General features: G+C 36.7%; 15 protein-coding genes, 7 tRNA genes and 1 rRNA gene. All 23 read left to right on the forward strand.

Features of this window, described 5'->3' with window-relative positions:
* A 5S ribosomal RNA gene (gene rrf, locus ACFSY7_RS12245) occupies window positions 1-100 on the forward strand; the annotation flags it as partial.
* Window positions 101-282: 182 nt separating this feature from the next.
* Window positions 283-359 (forward strand) — tRNA-Asn (locus ACFSY7_RS12250).
* A gap of 23 nt (window positions 360-382) precedes the next feature.
* Window positions 383-455, forward strand: a tRNA-Thr gene (locus ACFSY7_RS12255).
* A 92-nt stretch (window positions 456-547) separates the two neighbouring features.
* Window positions 548-622 (forward strand) — tRNA-Glu (locus tag ACFSY7_RS12260).
* A 10-nt stretch (window positions 623-632) separates the two neighbouring features.
* Window positions 633-708, forward strand: a tRNA-Val gene (locus ACFSY7_RS12265).
* Window positions 709-725: 17 nt separating this feature from the next.
* Window positions 726-809 (forward strand) — tRNA-Tyr (locus ACFSY7_RS12270).
* 19 nt (window positions 810-828) lie between these two features.
* Window positions 829-903, forward strand: a tRNA-Gln gene (locus ACFSY7_RS12275).
* A 1-nt stretch (window position 904) separates the two neighbouring features.
* Window positions 905-977 (forward strand) — tRNA-Lys (locus ACFSY7_RS12280).
* Window positions 978-1091: 114 nt separating this feature from the next.
* Window positions 1092-1268: a CsbD family protein gene (locus tag ACFSY7_RS12285; protein ID WP_380148040.1), complete on the forward strand. Its 177-nt coding sequence runs from the start codon at window positions 1092-1094 to the stop codon at window positions 1266-1268.
* A gap of 99 nt (window positions 1269-1367) precedes the next feature.
* Window positions 1368-2270, forward strand: coding sequence for an arginase (gene rocF, locus ACFSY7_RS12290; protein ID WP_139995628.1), 903 nt, complete (start codon window positions 1368-1370; stop codon window positions 2268-2270).
* A gap of 64 nt (window positions 2271-2334) precedes the next feature.
* Complete coding sequence (sigW, locus tag ACFSY7_RS12295; protein WP_380148041.1) at window positions 2335-2898, forward strand: RNA polymerase sigma factor SigW; 564 nt, start codon at window positions 2335-2337, stop codon at window positions 2896-2898.
* Between the two features lie 12 nt (window positions 2899-2910).
* The gene (locus tag ACFSY7_RS12300) at window positions 2911-3525 is read left to right on the forward strand and encodes a zf-HC2 domain-containing protein (protein ID WP_380148042.1); all 615 of its coding nucleotides are present in this window, start codon (window positions 2911-2913) and stop codon (window positions 3523-3525) included.
* Between the two features lie 124 nt (window positions 3526-3649).
* A complete protein-coding gene (cdaA, locus tag ACFSY7_RS12305) occupies window positions 3650-4501 on the forward strand; it encodes a diadenylate cyclase CdaA (protein WP_126991511.1) in 852 nt (283 codons plus the stop codon).
* Window positions 4494-5786 (forward strand): CdaR family protein, encoded by a 1293-nt coding sequence (locus ACFSY7_RS12310; RefSeq protein WP_139995632.1) that lies wholly within the window; start codon window positions 4494-4496, stop codon window positions 5784-5786. The genes cdaA and ACFSY7_RS12310 overlap by 8 nt, the downstream gene beginning before the upstream one ends.
* Before the next feature lie 42 nt (window positions 5787-5828).
* Window positions 5829-7181 carry a phosphoglucosamine mutase gene (glmM, locus tag ACFSY7_RS12315; RefSeq protein ID WP_126991510.1) on the forward strand — a complete coding sequence of 451 codons (1353 nt, stop codon included), beginning with the start codon at window positions 5829-5831 and terminating at the stop codon, window positions 7179-7181.
* Window positions 7182-7336: 155 nt separating this feature from the next.
* The gene (locus ACFSY7_RS12320) at window positions 7337-7846 is read left to right on the forward strand and encodes a type 1 glutamine amidotransferase domain-containing protein (protein WP_380148043.1); all 510 of its coding nucleotides are present in this window, start codon (window positions 7337-7339) and stop codon (window positions 7844-7846) included.
* Between the two features lie 509 nt (window positions 7847-8355).
* Window positions 8356-10155 carry a glutamine--fructose-6-phosphate transaminase (isomerizing) gene (glmS, locus tag ACFSY7_RS12325; protein WP_139995636.1) on the forward strand — a complete coding sequence of 600 codons (1800 nt, stop codon included), beginning with the start codon at window positions 8356-8358 and terminating at the stop codon, window positions 10153-10155.
* Between the two features lie 152 nt (window positions 10156-10307).
* Window positions 10308-11147, forward strand: a complete 840-nt coding sequence (locus ACFSY7_RS12330) for a TnsA endonuclease N-terminal domain-containing protein (protein ID WP_380148044.1) — start codon at window positions 10308-10310, stop codon at window positions 11145-11147.
* Complete coding sequence (locus ACFSY7_RS12335) at window positions 11144-13300, forward strand: Mu transposase C-terminal domain-containing protein (RefSeq protein WP_380148045.1); 2157 nt, start codon at window positions 11144-11146, stop codon at window positions 13298-13300. The genes ACFSY7_RS12330 and ACFSY7_RS12335 overlap by 4 nt, the downstream gene beginning before the upstream one ends.
* A complete protein-coding gene (locus tag ACFSY7_RS12340) occupies window positions 13293-14966 on the forward strand; it encodes an ATP-binding protein (protein ID WP_380148046.1) in 1674 nt (557 codons plus the stop codon). The genes ACFSY7_RS12335 and ACFSY7_RS12340 overlap by 8 nt, the downstream gene beginning before the upstream one ends.
* A 26-nt stretch (window positions 14967-14992) precedes the next feature.
* Window positions 14993-17476, forward strand: coding sequence for an alpha/beta hydrolase (locus ACFSY7_RS12345; RefSeq protein WP_380148047.1), 2484 nt, complete (start codon window positions 14993-14995; stop codon window positions 17474-17476).
* Between the two features lie 38 nt (window positions 17477-17514).
* The gene (locus ACFSY7_RS12350) at window positions 17515-19359 is read left to right on the forward strand and encodes a TnsD family transposase (RefSeq protein ID WP_380148048.1); all 1845 of its coding nucleotides are present in this window, start codon (window positions 17515-17517) and stop codon (window positions 19357-19359) included.
* Window positions 19340-19618 (forward strand): hypothetical protein, encoded by a 279-nt coding sequence (locus ACFSY7_RS12355; RefSeq protein ID WP_380148049.1) that lies wholly within the window; start codon window positions 19340-19342, stop codon window positions 19616-19618. Before ACFSY7_RS12350 ends, ACFSY7_RS12355 begins: the two co-directional genes overlap by 20 nt.
* Window positions 19619-19683: the final 65 nt, after the last annotated feature.

The following is a 19683-nucleotide window of genomic DNA, read 5'->3' on the forward strand; positions in this document are numbered from 1 at the left end:
AAGAGGTCACACCTGTTCCCATGCCGAACACAGAAGTTAAGCTCTTTAGCGCCGATGGTAGTTGGGGGTTTCCCCCTGCGAGAGTAGGACGTTGCTAGGCACACCAAAGCACTGACAGAAGTCAGTGCTTTTTTTATTTTCTATATATATTTATGTATATTACTATAATTAAATGTTCAGAAAACATTTATTTTTTATAAAAAACTATTGCCTATTATAGGTATTTTAGCTATAATTATAAATGTATTTAAGAGAGTTAAATACATATTGAAATAGTATTGTTCCGTTGTAGCTCAGTTGGTAGCAGCATCTGACTGTTAATCAGAGGGTCGCAGGTTCGAGTCCTGCCAACGGAGCCATTTTTTTGTCTTTTTTTAGCTGTGCTTCCATAGCTCAGCAGGTAGAGCACTTCCATGGTAAGGAAGAGGTCACCGGTTCGAATCCGGTTGGAAGCTTAACTTTATAAAAAAATAAAAAAACGTGTTGCGTGATATATGATTATATGATACTATATTAAATGTCTTAATAAAGACTTAAATATTTTAATGGCCCCTTGGTCAAGCGGTTAAGACACCGCCCTTTCACGGCGGTAACACGGGTTCGAATCCCGTAGGGGTCACCATTTTAATTATGGAGGATTAGCTCAGCTGGGAGAGCACCTGCCTTACAAGCAGGGGGTCGGCGGTTCGATCCCGTCATCCTCCACCATTTTAATACTTTTATCTGGAGGGGTAGCGAAGAGGCTAAACGCGGCGGACTGTAAATCCGCTCCTTCGGGTTCGGCAGTTCGAATCTGCCCCCCTCCACCATTTTAATCAAACTTAATATTGGGGTATAGCCAAGCGGTAAGGCAACGGATTTTGATTCCGTCATGCCCAGGTTCGAATCCTGGTACCCCAGCCATGAGTCATTAGCTCAGTTGGTAGAGCATCTGACTTTTAATCAGAGGGTCGCTGGTTCGAATCCTGCATGACTCATAACAAACTTCTTCACGCATATGTGAGGAAGTTTTTTTGTTTTAAATAATAAATAAAGGGAATACATATATTGTGTTTGTATAAATTAAATTTTTTTAGGAGGGTTTTATTTATATGTCAGAGTTCTCAGATAAACTAAAAGCAGGCGTTAACAAAGCTAAAGGTGAAGTGAAAGATCAAGTAGGGAATGCTACAGATAATGCGAAACTTCAAGCTGAAGGTAAATTAGATAAAGCTAAAGGTGAAGCACAAGAAAAGCTAGCAGATTTGAAAGATAAGTATAATAAATAATTGTGTTCAAAGAATATAAGTCCTTGTATGGTAATTTTTATCATATGAGGATTTTTTTCTGTATAATAATAATGAAAACGCATACAGGAGGAATTGATTATGAAAACGTTGAATATCGCAGTTATTGGTGTACCTTCAGATTTTGGACAAAACCGACGTGGGGTAGATATGGGACCAAGTGCATTACGTTATGCTGGAGCGATTGAGCGCTTAGAAAATTTGGGTCATCATGTTGAAGATTTAGGCGATTTACATATTGATAAGAAGTTTCATAATCAAATTCATCCGACATTAAAAAATGTAGATGGTGTAGTGGACATTTCAAAAAGATTAGCGGGCGAAGTAAATGCTATTGTGAAAAAAGGAATGTTTCCAGTAGTGCTAGGTGGTGATCACAGTATTGCTATTGGAACACTTGCAGGTTTGGCTGAAAACTATGAAAACCTAGGCGTTATTTGGTATGATGCACATGCAGATATGAATACAGAGGAAACATCACCTAGTGGAAATATTCATGGCATGCCATTAGCAGTTGCAATGGGGTATGGTGCGAAGGTATTAACCGCTATTCAAGGAGATTTTCCGAAAGTGAAGCCGGAGAATGTCGTATTGATTGGCGCACGTTCAATTGATGAAGGTGAGAAGCAATTTATTCGTGAGCATGGAATTCAAGTGTATACGATGCATGATGTGGATCGTTTAGGGATGACTGCGGTGATGCAAGAAGCTATTATTCATTTAGAAGGTCAGCATGTGGACGGTGTGCATTTGTCTCTAGATTTAGATGGTATTGACCCATTGTATACGCCTGGAGTAGGAACACCAGTGCCAGGAGGATTATCATATCGTGAGAGTCATTTAGCGATGGAAATGCTACAAGATTCAAATCTTATTACCTCGCTTGAATTAGTAGAAGTGAATCCGATTTTGGATGAGCGTAATCGAACTGCTGAGGTTGCAGTTACATTGCTTGGCTCATTAATGGGAGAGCAACTTGTATGAAAAAATGAAACCTTTTAAAAAGTTATCCGTATATTAAACAAGCGAAGGTGGAAAGGACATCACAATGGATCCGTTAATCAACAAAAGAATTAAACAAGTACTTAAAGGTGATCAAAGTGCATACGCGGATATTGTGAGCCTTTATCAACAAAGCTTACATCAAGTATGCTACCGCATGCTTGGCAATAAAGAAGAAGCAGAAGATGCGGCACAGGAAGCTTTTATTAAAGCTTATATTCATCTGCACACGTATGATCAAAAACGAAAATTTTCTACATGGCTATATCGTATCGCAACGAATCTATGTATTGACCGTATTCGTAAGAAAAAACCGGATTATTATTTAGACGCGGAAGTACCTGGGACGGAAGGGTTAGATATGTATTCACAGCTTGCTGTGGATGAACCGTTACCAGAGGAAGAACTTGAACGCATGGAGCTACAAGAGCGCATTCAATATGAAATTAGTCGCTTGCCGGATAAGTATCGTGCGGTCATTATTTTAAAGTATATTGAGGAGTTACCCCTGCAAGAAATTAGTGATATTCTCGACATTCCTTTAGGAACAGTGAAAACACGTGTTCATAGAGGACGCGAAGCATTACGTAAGCAGTTGGGGGATTTGTAGGAGGTCATTTCTATGAAGCAGTGTCCAGAGCATGTAGTTGAATATATGCATGAATATTTGGATGGCGATATTAGCCAACAACATGAAAAAGAATTACGAACACATTTAAAAAGTTGCGATACATGTAAAGAGCATATGAATGAATTAACGAATGTCGTTGCATTTATAAAAAGTGCTGCCGCAATTTCTGTACCTGCGGGCTTTACAACGAATGTGATGCATCGAATTCCTATGAAACCGCGTGCATTAAAAGGGGTACAACGTTTCTTACGTAGACATCCGATGCTCGTAGCCGCTGCAGTATTTTTGATTTTGATGAGTGCGACTTTATTTTCAAGCTTTAATAATTCACAGCAATTTTCCGTAACAAAAGCTCCTGGTCTCATCGTAGAGGGAGAAACGGTCACAGTACCAGTTGGTGAAACAATTAAATCTGATTTAGTTGTAGAAAATGGCAATTTAGTTGTCGAAGGTAATGTGGAAGGCGATGTTACCGTCGTAAACGGTAAATATATGGCTTCTACAGCAAATGTCACTGGAAACGTTGAGGAAATCAATGAATCGTTTGAGTGGCTTTGGTATTCGATTAAAAACGGTGTCAAAAAGCTATTTAGTACTGCAGACTAATAAAACAGCTTAGGGTGTACTCGTAACCTTAAGCTGTTTTTCTATGTTCTCAGAAGGGTTTTTTTAGGATATGTGCTATACTTGACACATATGCACTTGCTAGAAAAGTGGGGGATCGATCCACATGAATTTTATACAAGAAATTAGTCAACTCGCAGACAATGAAGTAGTAAGATTGTTCCTTAATATTTTGGATATTCTACTCGTTTGGTATGTGATTTACAAAGGTCTTACTCTAATACGCGGAACAAAAGCAGTGCAATTGTTGAAGGGTATCTTTGTAATATTCATTATCCGCGTCGCAACTGTGCTACTCGGACTCGATACGCTCGGCTGGATTACGAAGCAGATTATTGATTTCGGTTTCTTAGCTATTATTATTATTTTCCAACCGGAAATTCGTCGAGCACTTGAGCAAATTGGTCGAGGCAAATTATTCTCTCGAAGTAGTAATCTGAAAGAGGAGCAAGAACAAGACCGCCTTGTACAGGCAATGACAAAATCAGTGGGCTATATGGCGAAACGTCGTATTGGTGCATTGGTGTCGATTGAGAAAGATACGGGCTTAACGGATTATATTGAAACAGGGATTCAAATGAACTCTGAAATTTCATCTGAATTGATGATTAATATTTTCATTCCGAACACGCCACTACATGATGGTGCAGTAATTGTTAAGAAAAATAAAATTGCTGCTGCCGCATGTTATTTACCGCTTTCTGAGAATCCTTTTATTTCGAAGGAGCTTGGAACACGTCATCGTGCTGCGATTGGTATTAGTGAAGTAACAGATGCTATTACAATTATCGTATCAGAAGAAACGGGCGGTATTAGTTTAACGGTGAATGGAGACATCCACCGCGACCTATCCCTAGAAGAGTTTGAAGTGCGCCTTCGTAGAGCGTGGTTCGGCGATATGACAGATCAAACAGCGCCGAAATGGAACTGGAGAGGGGGTAAGAAGAATAATGGATAAATTTATTGATAATCCGTGGTTATTGCGAATTACAGCTCTTATTTTAGCCATTCTATTATTCTTCACGGTCAAACCTGAAAGTGATGACAAAACACAAAATACCCTATCAGGCACAAAAGAAGAAACGCTTGAAATGCCGCTTACTGTACGTTATGACAATAGTAATTTTGTGGTAGCGGGTGAGCCAGAGACGGTATCTGTTAAATTAAAAGGGCCAATCGGAATTCTTTTACCGGTGAAAAACTCGAAAAATTTTGAGACCTATATCGATTTGAAAAATAAAACGATTGGCACACATAAAGTAAAAGTTCGCGTTTCTGGACTATCGGATAAATTGGATTACACAGTTGAGCCAAGTTCAGTCACTGTTCAAATTCAAGAACGCGTATCTAAGCAAGTAAAAGTAGAACCACAGATTACACAGCAACAACTGGCAACAGGTCACTATGTAGTTGCCTCAGCTGCAGCTCCGCAAACGGTAACGGTAACGGGTGCAGCAGAAGATGTAAATGACATTGCGTATGTGAAGGCGATTGTACCTGGTAGTGATATTGAAAAATCATTTGAACGTGATATTCGTGTGAAAGCTTTTGATGCAAGCTGGAATCCACTGGAAGTGTCGTTTTCACCACGTACGGTTCATGTCACAGTTGACGTGGGCGAGTATAATAAAACAGTACCACTTGTTGTGAAACAAAAAGGGGAACCGGCAGAAGGCGTTAATATTGTATCGATGAAGCCGGAGCAGGCAACGATTACATTGTATGGCCCGAAACAGCAAGTAGAAACAATTGAGAATTTAACATTAAATGTGGATGTGTCAGATGTTACAGCATCAACGACAAAAGCAGTAGATGTGGTGCTGCCTGCAGGTGTAACGTATGCGTCAACTGCTAAAGTGAATGTTTCTGTTAATACAGAAGCTGGAGCAGCGACGGGCGAGGATGAATCATCAAATAATGATGATGAACAAACCGAGGAGACAGATACGGTACAAACAACACAAAAAACATTAAAAAATGTACCTATTAACGTATTAAATTTTGATCCAGATGCGTATACAATTGATTTTGTACGTCCGAACCCTGGAACGGTTACATTAACGATTGAAGGGGAAAAGGATGCAATAGAGAAACTTTCTGCTGCTGACTTTAATGTAAGTGTGGAAGTAGAAGATGTTGCCGAAGGTACAAAAACGATGTCTATTCATGTAGAGGCACCTGAGGGAATTAAAGCAAAAGCATCTGAAACAACAGCAAAAGTTAAATTTACAAAAAAATCATAATGAATGATAGAGATATGTATGAGTTTTGAAGGAGAGAAAAACATGGGTAAATATTTCGGAACAGACGGCGTCCGCGGCGTCGCTAATAGTGAACTAACACCAGAATTAGCATTTAAATTAGGTCGCATTGGTGGATACGTTTTAACGAAAGAAGCTACAAATCGTCCAAAAGTTTTAATCGGCCGTGATACACGTGTATCTGGGGAAATGTTAGAAGGCGCTTTAGTAGCAGGTCTATTATCAGTAGGAGCAGAAGTAATGCGTTTAGGCGTTATCTCAACACCAGGGGTTGCTTATTTAACACGTGCAGTAAGCGCGAATGCAGGGGTTATGATTTCTGCATCACACAACCCAGTAGAAGATAATGGCATTAAATTCTTTGGCTCAGATGGCTTTAAATTATTAGATCATCAAGAAGCAGAAATTGAAGCATTATTAGACGCAGATGAGGATACATTACCACGTCCAGTTGGGAAAGACCTTGGTAGCGTTAGTGACTATTTTGAAGGCGGTCAAAAATACATTCAATACTTGAAACAAACAGTAGATGAAGATTTTGAAGGCATTCATATCGCATTAGACTGCGCACATGGTGCAACTTCTTCATTAGCAGCTCACTTATATGCAGATTTAGAAGCGGATTTATCAACAATGGGTGCTACACCAAACGGTTTAAATATCAATGATGGTGTCGGCTCTACACATCCTGAAGCGTTAGCTGAGCTTGTTGTCGAAAAAGGCGCTGACCTTGGTTTAGCATTTGATGGTGATGGTGACCGTTTAATCGCAGTAGACGAAAATGGCCAAATCATCGATGGTGACCAAATCATGTTCATTTGCGGTAAGTATTTACACGCAAAAGGTCGTCTGAAAAAAGATACAGTTGTCTCAACAGTAATGAGTAATATGGGCTTCTACAAAGCAATTGAAGAAAGCGGTATGGCGAGTGTTCAAACAAAAGTTGGCGACCGTTATGTAGTAGAAGAAATGCGTAAAAACGATTACAACATGGGTGGCGAGCAATCAGGCCACATCGTGTTCTTAGATTACAATACAACAGGTGATGGTCTATTAACCGGCTTACAACTTGTAAATACAATGAAAGCAACAGGTAAAAAATTATCTGAGCTTGCAGCGGAAATGACAATTTTCCCTCAAAAATTAATCAATGTTCGTGTAACAGATAAACATGCTGTTACCGACAATGCAATTGTTGCTGCGAAAATTGCAGCAGTAGAAGAGCAAATGGCTGGCGACGGTCGCGTATTAGTACGTGCATCAGGTACAGAACCATTAGTACGTGTCATGGTGGAAGCACCAACACAAGAAGCTTGCGAAGAATACTGCACAGCAATCGCTGATGTAGTACGCGCAGAAATGGGCTTAGCTGAATAAAAGTTAGCCAAAAGGCGAGTGTTCCGTTATAACGGAACACTCGTCTTTTTATTATGGCTAAATTTAACATTCCTGTTTAAGAAGGTGACAGATGGGAACACTAAAAGTAGAATGAGATGTTTTTAAATCTCAAATTAACTAAAGAGGTGTTCAATTTGGCAAAAGTAGCAACAGTCATTACGAATTTATTCGAAGATGTTGAATTTACGGAGCCTGCCGCAGCTATTCGTGACGCTGGTCATGAAGTAGTGAAAATTGAGAAAAAAGCAGGCGAGCAAGTTGAAGGGAAGCACGGAGAAAAGGTAACAATCGATAAGGGCATTGACGATGTATCCGTCGAGGACTTTGACGCGTTACTTATACCAGGAGGTTTCTCACCCGATCAGTTACGTGCAGACGACCGCTTTGTTGCATTTGCGAAAGGTTTTATGGATGCACAAAAGCCTGTATTCGCAATTTGTCACGGTCCTCAGTTATTAATTAATGCAAAGTCATTAGAGGGACGTACAGCAACAGGATATAAATCGATTCTTGTTGATATGGCTTATGCGGGGGCAAATGTAAAGGATGAAGAAGTAGTGGTGTGTAAGGATCAGCTTGTCACAAGTCGCACACCAGATGATATTCCAGCATTTAACCGAGAAATCGTGAAGTTATTAAAATAAAATTTGTTTCCCATGTGATGTTGAAATCCTAAGTTTAATATACTTAGGATTTCTTAATGTAGGAAAAAGAAACTATTTTTCAACTAAGACGTTCAACAATAAGACATGTTTTTTGAAAAAATGCAGATGGAACCCTTTTCATTATTAGTTTCTGATTGACTATTAAAAAGGGATTAAGTATGATTGTAATGCAATTTAGAAAAGAGGTTAGACATCTCTAAAACTGCCAAGGAGGATTGGGTTGCAGTAAAATCGGAAAAACAGTTATAGCGCCAGTACTAAGGAAATAAAGCCACACAGCCTTAGTAGACGAGGTGGAGGAGTATCGAACATTCGGCGGATGCCTCCCGGTCGTATTGCCCGATCGATGATGACTTTTAAAACAATGAAGTAATTTGTTGGACAAAGAAGTTATCAGGCAAATTCATTATATGAACCGAACCCTATCATTAGATAAGGTCTAGTTTCGTATGGACAAAAAATTTGCAGACAATTCGGAGGAATTTATTATGTGTGGAATCGTAGGATATATTGGTCAAGTAGACGCCAAGGAAATTTTATTAAAAGGTCTAGAAAAATTAGAGTATCGTGGTTATGACTCAGCAGGTATCGCTGTTATGAACGAAGCAGGCGTACATGTGTTTAAAGAAGTCGGCCGTATTGCAAACTTACGTGGTGCAGTAGACGAATCAGTAGAAGCAACTGCTGGTATCGGTCATACACGCTGGGCTACACATGGGGTGCCAAATCAATCAAACGCGCATCCTCACCAAAGTGCATCAGGTCGTTTTACTTTAGTACACAACGGAGTTATCGAAAACTACCATTTACTACAACAGGAATATTTACAAAATGTGACGATGAAATCAGATACGGATACAGAAGTAATCGTCCAATTAGTGGAGCATTTTGCAAATGAAGGCTTATCAACAGATGAAGCATTCCGTAAAACATTATCATTACTACACGGTTCTTATGCCCTTGGTCTTTTAGACGAACAGGACGCAGAAACCATCTATGTAGCTAAAAATAAATCACCATTATTAGTTGGTGTTGGAGATACATTTAATGTGATCGCAAGTGATGCAATGGCGATGCTACAAGTAACAGATCAATTCGTCGAGCTACATGATGAAGAGGTTGTTATCGTGAAAGCTGCAAGTGTATCAATTGAAAAATTAGATGGCACAAAAGTAGAACGTGCACCGTATACAGCGCAATTAGATATGAGCGATATCGAAAAAGGCACATACCCTCATTACATGCTAAAAGAAATTGACGAGCAACCTGGTGTTATTCGTAAAATTGTTTCAGCATACACAGTTGAGGATGAGCTAACAATTGATGCGGACATTAAAACTGCATTAAGCGAAGCGGATCGTCTGTATATTATCGCTGCAGGTACGAGCTACCATGCCGGTTTAGTTGGTAAACAATACTTTGAGAAAATGGCGAAAATTCCTGTAGAGGTGCATATCGCAAGTGAGTTTGGCTACAATATGCCGCTACTTTCTGAGAAGCCTTTATTCATCTTTATTTCACAATCAGGTGAAACAGCAGATAGCCGCCAAGTATTAGTAAAAGTGAAAGAGTTAGGCTACAAAGCATTAACTATCACAAACGTACAAGGCTCTACATTATCTCGTGAAGCAGATTACACATTATTACTGCATGCGGGTCCTGAAATCGCGGTAGCGTCTACAAAAGCGTATGTTGCACAGGTTGCTGTTCTTGCAATCACAGCATATGTAGAAGGTAAATCAAAAGGCTTAGACATTGATTTTGATCTAAAAGCTGAGCTTGGCGTAGCCGCAAATGCAATCCAAACAATCATTGATAAAAAAGAAGAAATTCAACAAGTAGCGGATGCCGTTCTTGCAACAACACGTAATGCATTCTTTATCGGACGCGGTATTGATTACTGTGTAAGTATGGAAGGCGCACTTAAACTAAAAGAAATTTCATATATTCAAGCGGAAGGTTTTGCTGGCGGTGAATTAAAACACGGTACAATCGCGTTAATCGAAGAGGGTACACCAGTATTTGCACTTGCTTCACAAAAAGCAATGAGCTTAAACGTACGCGGAAATATGAAAGAAGTAGTCGCACGTGGCGCAAACCCAATCATCATTTCGATGGAAGGTATGGAAGAAGCGGACGACTCAATGGTATTGCCAGCTGTACAAGAGCTATTAACACCACTTGTTACAGTAATCCCATTACAATTAATCAGCTACTATGCAGCACTATACCGTGACTGTGACGTTGATAAACCTCGTAACTTAGCCAAATCAGTAACAGTTGAGTAGGCTGTGGATAAGATTTGAATGACTTGTAGTTTTGAAATAAAGTTGCGATGTTTATAAAAAAGATACGATGTTTAAAATAAAGTCGCGATGATTGTAAAAAAGTTGCGATGAAACACCCCTTTAGATTATATTTGTCTAAAGGGGTGTTTTTTATGTCTAAACGAGCAAGAACATCTAAAGTTGAAAAATGGATTAAAGAAGGTCGTGGTTCTGGCGTTGGATCGGAGTATAAACCTTGGCTTAAAATTCAAGACGTTGCTTCAAAAGGTCGCTCTACACGTTTAAAAGGCATTAAAACAAATAGACAGCATGAATTTTTATCTGATTTGGAACGAAACTACTTTTATTTAACAGAATATTCAGATTTTGTTATTGATATTCGAGAACAATTTCCTTTACTACCGTTGGAAGAAACAATTGTCATTGCAGATGAGTTGGGAATTAAACATCCTACAGACCCAAAAACGCATGAACCTATTGTAATGACAACGGATTTTTTATTAACCGTAGATAAAGGCGAAGGATTGGTTGAACTTGCTAGAACGATCAAAATGAAAGACGAGCTGTTAAAGGAGCGTGTCATTGAGAAATTTGAGATTGAGCGCGTGTATTGGGAAAGACAGCAAATCGATTGGGGCATTGTAACAGAGCTAGAAATCCCAAAAGAAATGGCGAGAAACATTAGCTACATTCATGATTATTATAATCTTGAGCATTATGACGCTTTTCAAAGTCTAAGTGCTCAGTATATTGAAGACTTGTCTATGGCATTATTACAATGCCTTTTAACGAATGATGAAAGTATTAGAGCTATTACGAGTGAATTTGATAAGGAAATGCATATGCCTTTAGGCAGTGGCATGACGTTGTTTTATCATTTACTCGCAACGAAAACAATTCGTATTGATATGTTAGAGCAACTAAACGTAGAGCAACCTATTGCTATTCAATCAATTGATGAAAGCAAGCTGAAGAAGGTGAAGTACGGATGATTTTTATTAACCAAGTCCTACAGTACACAGCTGATTCACAGCGCATTAGGATTATTGAAATCGAGGAATCATATGCCTACATTGTAAATATTGATACAACGAGTGCTATGCCTAAAAAAGAGCTGTATACCCATTTAGAATTAGAGCTTAACCAAGGTCAGTTGCTTATGGTAGCAGATCCTTTTGCTAAAGCAATACCAGATAGTGAATTAACAGCTGTCCAAAAAAGTAAACGTGACGAAGATTGGGAAATGGTTGAGAACTATTTGCTCCCAAATATGAATGAGCTTTTGAAGAAGAAAGGTCGTGAAGCAAAAATTGTAGAAATTTCAGTGCAGAGTGGTTTAGGAAAAACGAAGGTAAAAAAATTACTCAGCCGTTATTGGCAGCGTGGGATGAACAAAAATGCGGTGCTCCCTGACTATGCAAATTCAGGTGGGAGAGGTAAAACGAAAAAGCTAAGCGATGAAAAAATAGGACGTCCACGTAGAGTAACGCTTAACGGAGAATATCGCAGTGGTATTAACATTACGGATGAAATCAAAACGCAATTTGAGCATGCGATTAATAAATACTACCGCAAAGCAAATAACTATTCGTTAAGGGATGTTTACAGTTTTATTTTGCGTGACTTTTATTCGGACCGTTATAAAGAAAACGGGGAAATCCAATACCGTATTTGGGAGTCTAATCGAATTCCGTCGTATCATCAATTCTATTACTGGTTTAAAAAGTTAGAGGATCCCAAAAAGGACATCGAGTTCCGCAAAAGTGCAAAAGAATATGAATTAAAGCATCGCCCGATTTTGAGTAATTCAAAAATAGAAACAAATGGACCGGGTACTCGATTTCAAATTGATGCAACGATTGCAGATATTTATTTAGTGAGCTCTTTTGACGTAAATCGAATTATTGGTAGGCCTGTAGTTTATGCGGTTGTTGATGTGTATTCACGCATCATTACAGGCGTGTATGTGGGCTTAGAAGGACCTTCATGGCTTGGAGCGATGATGGCTTTAGATAACATGGTTGCTGAAAAAGTAGCATTTTGTAAGCAGTATGGTATCGATATTACAGAAGAACAATGGCCGACATATCATCTTCCCGAAATTATTATTGCAGACCGAGGCGAATTTGAAGGTTATGCAGTAGAAGGAATCATTAATAACTTAAATATTAAAATTGAAAATACAACAGCATATCGAGGTGATTTAAAAGGTATTGTAGAATGTAAATTCCGAACGATTAACGGTAAAGTGAAGCAAAAAGCTCCAGGTGCTATTCAAAAAGAATACAGAGAACGTGGCGATAGAGATTACAGATTAGATGCTACGCTAGATTTAAAAGAGTTCACAACGCTCATTATCACACTCGTTCTACAGCACAATCATAAAGTCATTGATAAGTACCCGATGGAAAAAGAAATGATTACAGATGGTATTGTGCCAACGCCAATTAACTTATGGAATTGGGGCATTCAAAATCGTAAAGGGAGACTTCGAACAGTAGACCGAGATATTTTACGGTTAAATGTATTACCTCGTGGTAGAGCAACGATTTCGCGAGCAGGTATTAAATTTAAAAATTTACTATATGGTTCGAAAAGAGCAATTGAAGAACAATGGTATGCCAAGTTGAAAAATAAAAGTATTGATATTGTTTATGATCCACGTCATTTAGAAAAAATTTATATCCCGAATAATAATGGAATGGGGTACGAAACATGTATTTTGCTAGAGCCAAGCCAGCAATACAAACTTGATTTTTTAGAAGATGTTGTTTTTCAGCAACAACTAAGAAATGAACTAGAAGAAGAGGAACGAGCGAAGCAAGTACAGCTAACGATTAATGCAGATGTGATGATGGAGCAAATTATTAAAGCGGCGGAGAAAAAGAAAAAACAGGCACGACATCAACCAAGAAGCAAAAAAGAAAAACTTGACGCTATTCGAGATAATAAAGCGAGTGAAAAAGCCGCTAATCGTGAAGAAGAAAAATTTGATTTGTCACCTATTGTCGTGGAGCAAACAGCAGAAATTGTTGACTTTAAATCACATACAAAGGTAGAACAGCAACTCGAAAAGAAACCATCTTCACGCTTAATGGAAAAACTAAAACGAAAGCGAGATGAGCAATTTGGAAAAGATGAATAATGTCGTTTTAAAAGGGGATGTAGAAGCAGCAAACTATAAGCCACAACAACTGACAGAATATGCTCAAAATCCATTCATCGAAGCGCTCCCTCCTATTTTTAGTGAAGATGATGTGTTGGACCGTTTTATGGTAACACCACGAATTAGCGAGCAAGATAAGCAAAGCGAAACGAATATTCGCTATCATGTACTAAAGCGAGTGAAAAATTTTATTCAGCCATTACCAATTCATTTTGAAGTAGAGCGCCGTTTATCAACGTTAATTCGCAGAGGCTATTTAGCACGTAACCCGTTAGATAAATCATTTCTTGAACGAATCCGAGCGTTACATCATTTACGTGAAGATGAGGAACAGGCGCACAAGTATATTGATAAGCGATTGAATCATATTCGCTCAACAGCCGATAGCTTATCCATTATAGGCATTTCAGGTATCGGTAAAACGACAGCCATTGAGCGCTTGCTATTAATGTATCCGCAAGTCATTAAGCATCAAGTGTATGAAGAACAGCCTTTTAATAAAACGCAAATTGTATGGCTCAAAATTGATTGTCCGTATGACGGTAGCCTTTCAACTTTATGCAAGAGCTTTTTTAAAGCAATTGATGATTTACTGGGGACGCGCTATTTAGAGAAATTCGGATATTTAAACCGCGTTACATCGACAATGCTATTGCACATGACCTCATTAGCAAGCATGTACGGTATTGGTGTACTTGTGATTGATGAAATACAGCACTTACTACATGCGAAAAATGATCAAGAGGAAATGCTTAATTTCTTTGTAACCCTTTCAAATACTGTTGGCATCCCAACTGTTTTAATTGGCACATCAAAAGCACAACAACTATTTAAAGGAAATTTCCGACAAGCGAGACGCGCGGCAAGTGATGGTGCAATTATTTGGGATCGGATGGACGAGCAGAGTGAGGAATGGGAGTTTTTTTTAGAAACATTATGGGAATTACAATGTTTAAAAATACACTCTTCGCTTACAGAAGACATTAAAAAAACATTTTACGAGGAATGCCAAGGCATAACGTCTGTAGCTGTAAATCTCTTTATATTGGCTCAGGAACGTGCATTATTTGATGAAAGTAATGAAGATGAAATCATCACATCGAAAGTCTTGAAGCAGACAGCGAAGAAGGATATGAAAATTATTCAGCCGATGTTAAATGCGATTCGTAATAATGACTTTGCAGCGATGTATAAGTATGAGGATATTATGATTAATTTGGATGAGCTGATGATGAATCATAAGAGGAATACGCAGTATGAGGGTAAGGTTAAGGCTGCGATGAAGGAACGACAGAATACAGTCGTTTACCAGGAACAAGAAATAATTGGAAGTTTGAGTGTGGAAGTAGCTGCTATAGGTATATTTGATTCGTTATCTTTAAGCGAAATTTTAAAAGTAACTAAAAAAGTAGTTGAAAAAGCACCAATTGATGTCGATAAAAATAATCTAAAAGCACAATTAATACAAAATTTAATTAAATTGAACGAAACTACTAAAGAAAAGAAGAATTATAAGGATGCTTATAAGAAATTGTTACCTTTGTTAGCAATCAGAGAAAATGCGATAGAACAGAAAATTCATCCTCACGAAATGTTTTATAGGAATAATTTTATAAAAAGAGTTTTAGAGGAACTTTATAAATAATATGTTACAAAAAATAGGAGATTTATATGAAAAAGAAAGCTAAATTAAATTTAATATTAGATAAAAAAAGTGCAACTAAATCTATTATATTTATCCATGGGTTAGGGGGAGATGCATTAAAAACTTGGCAAGAGATAGGTGTGAAGTCCTTACCAGAGTTATTCAGTGAGGATGAGGACCTTCAAGATTTTAAAATTTATTCATTTCAGTACCCCTCTGGTATTGTTCTAAAACAATATAATATTGATGAAATATCTAGATTACTTATGACTGAAATTATTCATGAATTAAAAAATGTGGAGCATATTTTTCTGATTTCTCATAGTCAGGGAGGTATTATTGCAAGAAAATTAATTTTGAATATTTTCGATAAAGAAAAAGAGTTTGTAAAAAAATTCAAAGGTTCAATTTATCTTTCAGTACCATTCGAAGGTGCTACCGGAGGTAGTCTAATAAAAATGTTCTCATCGTTCGTTCCTAGTATCTTAGGAAAGTGGATATTTTCTGATCAAACTCTTTCATTAGAATTATTTTCCAAGGAGCTAAGTGAGATATCTACTAGATGGAATAATTTAAATAATAATAGGAAGTTACCCCATCTAAAAGAAATGGTTATGTTAGGTATGAATGATAAAGTGGTAAATAGTGTTTCAGCTAAGCCGGATTATATCTTAGATTATCATGAATTTGATGAAAATCATAAATCGATATCTAAATTTAATGATAAATCGTCAAAATACAAAATAATAAAAGAATTTATTTTAAGGATATCGTCAGAGGAAAAAGAAATTTTAGATAAAATAATACAAAATGAAAGAAAATTAATTATCATTGCAGACGAGTATTTTGCGGAAAACGAATTTGAAAAAGCGAAAGAAGAATATCTAAAAGCTCTTACACAAATCGATGATGATAAATTAAAAGAGTATATAAGGTATCGGATAGCTCATTGCCATTTGAATTTAGCTGAAAAGTTTCCAGAAGCAAAAGAAAATTATCTATTAAAAGCTATTAAAAATTTAGAGGAAGTTAAAAATTCATCGAAATCTGAAATGGACTTTGAATTTTATTCCGTATTAGGGGGAGCATACTTCGAATTGGCATCCATTCGTAATGCAGTAATAAATTTGAGGAAATCACGAGAAGCACATATAAAATCTTTGTCATTGTGTAATGTTAAGGATTTCCCTATGGAATATTTAATTACAAAAAATAACATTGCAATTACGTATATTGATACAGCTGAATATGAACATAGCGAGTCAAATTTAAGAGAAGCAATAATTTTATTAATGGAAATAGTACATCATGATAAAGTAACAAGGAAATTAGCATGGTTGGTATTCAATAATCTAGGTAGATGTTTTGAAAAATTAAGTACTGTAAGTAAAACAGAGGAATCTTACTTGTTACGGTCCGCTAAATTTTATAAAGAAGCTCTTGAAGTTGTTAGGTTAGAAAATGATTTGGATGATTACATTCTTTCTTTGAATAATTTAGGAAATGCTTATGTACTATTATTAAATGTATTAAGAGAAAAAGAATACGCAGATAAAGCTTTGGAGTGTTTTAATGAAGTTTTTGAAATTGTAGAAAAATCACCGAATTCATATCAATATTGTACTGTATTAAATAATCTGGGAAATGCATATTATAATTTATTTAGTATTAATCAAGAAATAAAAACATTGAAGTTGGCATTAAGTTATTTTGAAAAATCATTAGAGCACAAAGAACTTCAAAAGTTGCCTATTAAACATGGGAGAACTCAATTGAATTATGGAAGAGGTCTAATGAGATTAGCTGAATTTGAGAATAAAGAAATTAATTTTAAAAAAGCAATTAAGTGTTTCGAAAGAGCGATTCGGTTATCCCATAATAATAATAGTCCACAGAGTTTAGTAGCACTAGCCTATTTAAAGGAAATAGAGTTAGAGAAAAGTATAGATGATTCTAATTATGAAAAAATATATAGAATTATCGATGAATTAAAATGTAAGATTCAATCTCTCGATAGTATAGGCATATTAAATTTAAATAATAATTATCATTATAAATTTTTTGACGTTCTGAATGATTCATATAATAAACTTATGAGCAATGCTAATATTACAGAAAGAGAATTGAATACCCTCAATGACGGGTTACAATTATTTGAAGGAAAAGCTTATAAATTGGGAACAGCTGATCTTCATAGGCTTATTGGTACCACCTATGCAAAGTTAAATAGAGATAATTCCAATATAGATATTAGTATTCTTAATACTCAAATAGAACATTACTTTAAAGCATCTGAAATATATGGAAATTTAGATTATAAATATTCAAACGCATTAGTAAAATGCTATATTGCTGAAAGTTATATTGAAAAAAATGATATTGAGAATAATGAAAAATATATCCAAGAAGCAAAAAACTATTATGAGCAAGCGCAGAATATTTTAGAACCTTTAATAGGTAATGATGAAAAATACGAGAAATTATATTATTGCATATTAGAAAAAATGTAAAAGAAATAAGAGTCGGAAAATTTCAAGTAGGTGATTAAATGCTACCTTTCTTCACAAACCCATATCCAAATGAATTGTTGTATTCAGCCATTGCGCGTTACCACTTTTATAGTGGGAATCTTGACTGTAAAGATACGTTGGAAGAGTTGTTCGACAGTCGTTGTGTGATACCGAGTGTGGAGATTGGTAGCTATTTTTCTGTTTTGGCGGAAAAGCTAGGATCGCGTTACTCGGTGGAATCACTTTTAGCTAACCATACCATTTATCCATACTATGCTTCGTTTTTATCGAAAGCGCGGCAGCAGCAAATTTTACAGGATGTATTAAAAGGTGGACAGGCATTATATACGAGGCTCGGTATTGTAGCCGGTAGTGTTTGTAAAAAAGATGGCTTATATTATTGTGCGGAATGTGCAAAAGTAGATCATGCCCAATATGGAGAACCGTACATTCATAGAGAGCACCAGCTTCAAGGGATTAATTATTGCCCTCATCATGAAGTGCCACTACGTAAATATCCGATAACAATGGATAGTCGGATACAGTATGTGCGTTTTGAATTAAAGCATATGAATTTAACAGCTATTTATGATGTGGAGCCATATAAGGAAATAGCTGTGGCAATAGCAAAACAAGCTTATCAATTGTTACAGTTACCATTGCATGAACTTTCAAGAGAAATCATTACGTCAAAGTACCGGGTATTATTAAGAGAACGTAATTTCATAACGGCCTCTAATCGTGTTCGACAAAAAGAGTTGTACCAAGCAGTAAGTTCACATTTCCCGAACGGCTTTTTACAGTGTTATGAAAGTGAACTAAACGAGGTATATGAATATAATTGGTTGAAGGTGTTGTTACGAAACAGTAAACGTCATATACATCCGCTACGTCATTTATTTTTACAGAATTTTTTACAGCAGGATATAAAGAGCCTAGTAATCACCTCAACTGATAAAGGGGCATTTGGAGCTGGTCCATTTCCTTGTTTAAATAAGGCTGCATCACATTACAAGCAGTTCATCATTCAGAATGTAGACGTAACAAGGGATTTTAAAAAGAAAAATTTGATTGGTACATTTACATGTTCATGTGGGTTTATTTATGCAAGAAAACATACGACAGACATTTTTAAAATAGGACGAGTGAAAGCTTTTGGCGAGATTTGGCTACAAAAGCTAAATGAATTCGCAAATGGAAATTTAAGTATTCAAGCGATGGCGAGAGAATTGGGTGTTGATTCAAAAACAATTAAAAGGTATTTAAATGGAAATGTCGAATTAAATAAGTACGAGGATTCAAAAACTGTTGATGAACAATTAGTGTGGTACAAGCATGAGCTACTAGAAGGAATGAAACAGCTACCCAATCTTTCACGTACGCAGCTAAGACGGCAATTTCAAAAGCAATACATTTATATTTATCGCCATGATAATGCGTGGCTGGCAGAAAATTTGCCAGTAAAACAGCAAAAACAAACGCCAACAAAATCCGTAGATTGGATAAAGCGGGATCAACAATATGTAAAGCAAATAAAAGTATTACACAACCAACTGTTAACAGAAGAAAAGCCTATACGAATAACGCGCTCTATAATAGGTAATCGTCTAGGGATATTAGCAAATCTAGAGCGCCATTTAAATAAGCTTCAGCAAACAAAGCAGCTCTTACAGGAGATTACAGAATCTGTGCGGGACTTTCAATTACGTCGTTGCTATAAAATCATCGATGAATCATTGGAAAATAACGTGCCAATACTTTTATGGCAAGTGCAAAGAGTTGCAGCAATTAAATCACATCATTTTCATGAAATAAAACCTATATTAGAAACTTATATAGCGATGAAACAGGACGTGAAGAACGATGAGCGAACAACGAGTTAAACTACAACATTGGCCTTTTAACAAAGGGGAGCAAGCCCAATTAATTTGGATTAGCTCTCCTTTTTGGCATGATAATAAAATCATGATTTACGTTTATTTTAAAGTAGAAAGAATGAAGGGAAATAGTAAAGATAAAGAAGTGAAAGTAGAAAAAATTTTAGCAGATTGGGGCACGCTACCAGCTTTAGCAATTCAGCATTATTACATAGATGGTGATATTGTCATAATCGCTGTTAAAATTCTCGATAATACCGTTTAAAAATTCCCCACTAATAACGGATAATCTATATTAGACAATATAGATTGGAAGTGTGGAGATGACGG

Origin of the sequence: Kurthia populi (genome assembly GCF_042686175.1) — a bacterium.
GTDB classification, from domain to species: domain Bacteria; phylum Bacillota; class Bacilli; order Bacillales_A; family Planococcaceae; genus Kurthia; species Kurthia populi.